The organism is Caldovatus aquaticus, assembly GCF_019458025.1.
GTDB lineage: Bacteria > Pseudomonadota > Alphaproteobacteria > Acetobacterales > Acetobacteraceae > Caldovatus > Caldovatus aquaticus.
The window spans coordinates 1-3,771 of record NZ_JAHZUY010000114.1 but is presented as its reverse complement, the minus strand read 5'-3'; the positions used below and the strand labels follow the sequence as shown (position 1 = coordinate 3,771).

Below are 3,771 nucleotides of genomic sequence, written 5' to 3'. Positions count from 1 at the left end.
CGCCCGGTTCGAGGATTACAACGCCATCCACCCCCATAGCGGCTTGCGCATGCTCTCGCCGCGCGAGCTCATCGCCCAGCAGTCAGCAACCCAAGCCGTGTGCCCGGTCTGACGGGGTGCACTCCAGGCCCTCACGGGAATTTTCACGAACCCGTTAGCGGAGGGTGCTGCTTCTCTCTTGCCCCGCCCGCGTCGGGCGACCGACCATCCGCCGCGGCCGGGGTGGCCAGGGAGGACGCGCCGGCCGGAGGAGATCGTCCCGGAACGCCCATGCCGCTCTACCTGCTCGAACCCGTCCGCGCCCGGCTTGCGGACCCGGCCTGGTCCGCTTCGCTCCATCGTTCCTTCTGTCTCGTGGCGGCGCGCAGCGAGGGCCAGGCCCGCGAACTGGCCGCCCGCACGCTGACCCGAGCCGATGGAAGCCTGGCCGAGGCTGATGCGTCGCCTTCCTTCGCGCTCGAGATTCGCGCCGGCAAGGCAGCCTCACGCCGACCGACGGGGAGCGGCGCAACGCCGCGTATGCCATCCCCCTGGCTGCAGCTGCGCCTTGTCGAGGCGCGCGAGATGCCGCTCGCCGCGCTGGCCGATGCCGGCGGGGCGCTCGCCGACGCCGGCGAGCCGCGCATCGTGCTGCCCGCCGCTGCGGCCGTGCCGCTGCCGCCGACGCAGGCGGACCGGGCGGCATCGGCCGGGACGGCGTCGGCCATGCCGCCGGACCGCGAGGAGGGCAGCCGGCCGTGCCGGGCCGCGGCGCCTGGCCGCAAAGCGGCGGCCGCCGCCCCGGCCGGTGCCTCCGGCCGCCCCAGGAAGGCGAAGCCGACGGCTGACCGGCGGACGAAGACGGCCAAGCCCGCGATCCGGACGCCCAAGAGACGTGTCGGCATGCCGGGCCAAGCCAAGCCGCGAAAGCCGGCCGGCGCGACCCGCGCCCGGGCTGCGGCGCGAGCTGTGCCGCCGAAGCGTCAGACCGCGGCCGCGGCGCGCCGCCCGCAGCCCAAGCGCAACACGCGGCCGCGGCCGGGCGGCAAGCCGACGCGGGGCAGGCGCGGAAGGCGCGCCTGACGGCGGGTCCGGCCGCGGCGCGGCGGCGGGCCGCCCGCTCCGGCCCCGTGCTCCGCCTCAGTAGAGCGGCAGGTGCGGCACGTGGATCTCGGGGAAGTAGGCCAGCACGCCCGCACCCAGGCCGGCGGCGCCGACCAGTCCCGCGATCACCGCCAGCGCCGGGACCGCGGTGATGATGGAGGCCGAGGCGAGCACGATCGCCACCTGGAAGGCCGCCGCCGCGAGCTCGTACTTCTCGTAGGCGGTGAAGGCCCGGTCCCGTCGCGCCTCCGCGGCCCGCGCGCGGGCCATCAGCTCGCGCCGCCCCTCGCCGGTCTCGGGCTCCGACTCCCAGCGGGCGACACGTTCGCGCCAGCGCTCGATCTGCCGCCGCACCGCGGCCTGGTGCACCGGGGCCTCGATCGCGGCGCTGCCCAGCTCCATCATCTCGCCCGCCGTCTGCACCGTGGTCTGGCGGATGGTCCGGGCCTGGAAGAAGGCCCAGAGGTTGGCCGCCTCGATGTTGCGCGACAGCGCCTCGGTCTGCGCGCTCTTCGCCCCCGTCTCGGCGAGCGCGAGGAAGAGCGCGAGGACGGCGATCAGCAGCGCGATTCCCTTGTTGCCGCCGTGGTCGGCGGCGTGCCCGTGTACGGCCATGCCATCTCATCCCGGTTGAAGGAGGCGGGCGCCACTCATGCCAGGAGGCCCGCGCCGCGCAAGGGCCGGAGGCGGCCCGGCCACGCGAGGGGACGGCTTCCCGGACGCCCGGCGGGACGGATAGGCTGTGCCGGGCGCCGCAGGGGGCCTCTTCGGCGGCGCCGCGGCGCGCGCCGCGGAGACGGCCGGCCGCGGCAGGGGCCGCCGGCGGGGATGGCGCGCCGGATGCGCAGAGGAGCGTGATCGGATGACCCTCGCGAACGACGCCCGGCATGGCACCGGCGCGGCGCCGCCCCCCGGCCTCGACCACGAGGCGATCGTCATCGGGGCCGGCATGTCGGGCCTCTACCAGCTCCATCGGCTGCGCGAGCTCGGCATGCGGGTGCGGGTGTTCGAGGCCGGCACCGGCGTCGGCGGGACCTGGTACTGGAACCGCTATCCGGGGGCGCGCTTCGACTCGGAGAGCTATTCCTACGGCTACTCCTTCTCGCGCGAGCTGCTCGAGGAGTGGGACTGGTCGGAGCATTTCGCCGCCCAGCCGGAGACGCTGCGCTACCTCAACTTCGTCGCCGACAAGCTCGACCTGCGCCGCGACATCCGGTTCCGCAGCCGCGTGACGGCGGCGCACTACGAGGAGGCGACGCGGAGCTGGACGGTGACGCTCGAGGACGGCACGCGGCACCGCGCGCGCTTCCTGATCACCGCGGTCGGCCCGCTCTCGGCGCCGACGCTGCCGCGCATCGAAGGGGTGGAGACCTTCCGCGGCGAGGCCTACCACACCGCGCGCTGGCCGCACGGGCCGGTGAGCTTCGCGGGCAAGCGCGTCGCGGTGATCGGCACCGGCGCCACCGGCGTGCAGGTGATCCAGGAGGTCGCCAAGACCGCCGCGCACCTGACCGTGTTCCAGCGCACCCCGAACTGGTGCGCGCCGCTGCACAACCGCCCGATCACGCCGGAGGAGATGCGCCGGATCCGGGCCGGCTACCCGGAGATCTTCCGCCGCTGCCAGGAGACCTTCTCCTGCTTCCTGCACACGCCGGACCCGCGCGGCACCTTCGAGGTGACGCCGGAGGAGCGCGAGGCGTTCTACGAGAAGCTGTACTCGGAACCAGGCTTCGGCATCTGGGTCGGCAATTTCCGCGACATGCTGACCGACCCGGCGGCGAACGCGGAGATCTCCGCCTTCGTCGCGAAGAAGATCCGCCAGCGGGTGAAGGACCCGCAGGTGGCGGAGAAGCTGATCCCGAAAGACCATGGCTTCGGCACCCGCCGCGTGCCGCTCGAGACCGGTTACTACGAGGTGTACAACCAGCCCAACGTCCGGCTGGTGGACCTGCGCGAGACGCCGATCGAGCGGATCACGCCCGCCGGCATCCGGACCGGCGAGGCCGAGCACGCGTTCGACATGATCATCTACGCGACCGGCTTCGACGCCATCACCGGCAGCTTCGACCGGATCGACATCCGCGGCGCGGGCGGCAGGCGGCTGAAGGACCGCTGGGCGGGCGGGCCGCAGACCTTCCTCGGCATCCTGGTGGACGGCTTCCCCAACATGCTGATGCTGATGGGGCCGCACACCGCCCTCGGCAACATCCCGCGCAGCATCGAGTACAACGTGGACTGGGTGACGGACCTGATCCGGCACATGCGCGAACGCGGACTGACCCGCGTGGAGGCGCCGCCGGAAGCGGTGGCGGGCTGGTTCGAGCACGTGAAGGCGGCGGCGGCGGGCCTGCTCTCGAACGAGGTCAATTCCTGGTTCACCGGCGTGAACACCAACGTGGAGGGCAAGCAGACCCGCATCCTCGCCCGCTACAGCGGCAGCGCGCCCGCCTACCGCGAACGCTGCGACGCGGTGGCGGCGGCGGGCTACCGCGAACTCTCGCTGGCCTAGGTCCTGGACTCAGTCGCGCCCGGTAGGTGATGGCTGAGACGAGGCAGACGGCGGCGAGGAAGTTGCGGGCGGTCCTGTCGTATCGGGTGGCGATGCCGCGGGAATCCTCGATGCGGCAGAAGGTTCGCGCGATGGCGCTGCGGGGCCTGTAGCGTTCGGCGTCGCGCGGGAAGGCAACC

3 protein-coding genes are annotated in these 3,771 nt (G+C 73.5%); 2 read left to right on the top strand and 1 reads right to left on the bottom strand.

Going from position 1 to position 3,771, the window contains the following annotated elements; all coding sequences use genetic code 11:
- The first annotated feature begins 270 nt into the window (after positions 1-270).
- The gene (locus K1J50_RS18605) at positions 271-1,062 is read left to right on the top strand and encodes a hypothetical protein (RefSeq protein WP_220119241.1); all 792 of its coding nucleotides are present in this window, start codon (positions 271-273) and stop codon (positions 1,060-1,062) included.
- A gap of 57 nt (positions 1,063-1,119) precedes the next feature.
- On the opposite strand, the gene K1J50_RS18600 is transcribed toward K1J50_RS18605, so the two are convergent.
- Complete coding sequence (locus tag K1J50_RS18600) at positions 1,120-1,698, bottom strand: DUF4337 domain-containing protein (RefSeq protein WP_220119240.1); 579 nt, start codon at positions 1,696-1,698, stop codon at positions 1,120-1,122.
- A 247-nt stretch (positions 1,699-1,945) separates the two neighbouring features.
- Between K1J50_RS18600 and K1J50_RS18595 the strand changes: the two genes are divergently transcribed.
- A complete protein-coding gene (locus tag K1J50_RS18595) occupies positions 1,946-3,592 on the top strand; it encodes a flavin-containing monooxygenase (protein WP_220119239.1) in 1,647 nt (548 codons plus the stop codon).
- Positions 3,593-3,771: the final 179 nt, after the last annotated feature.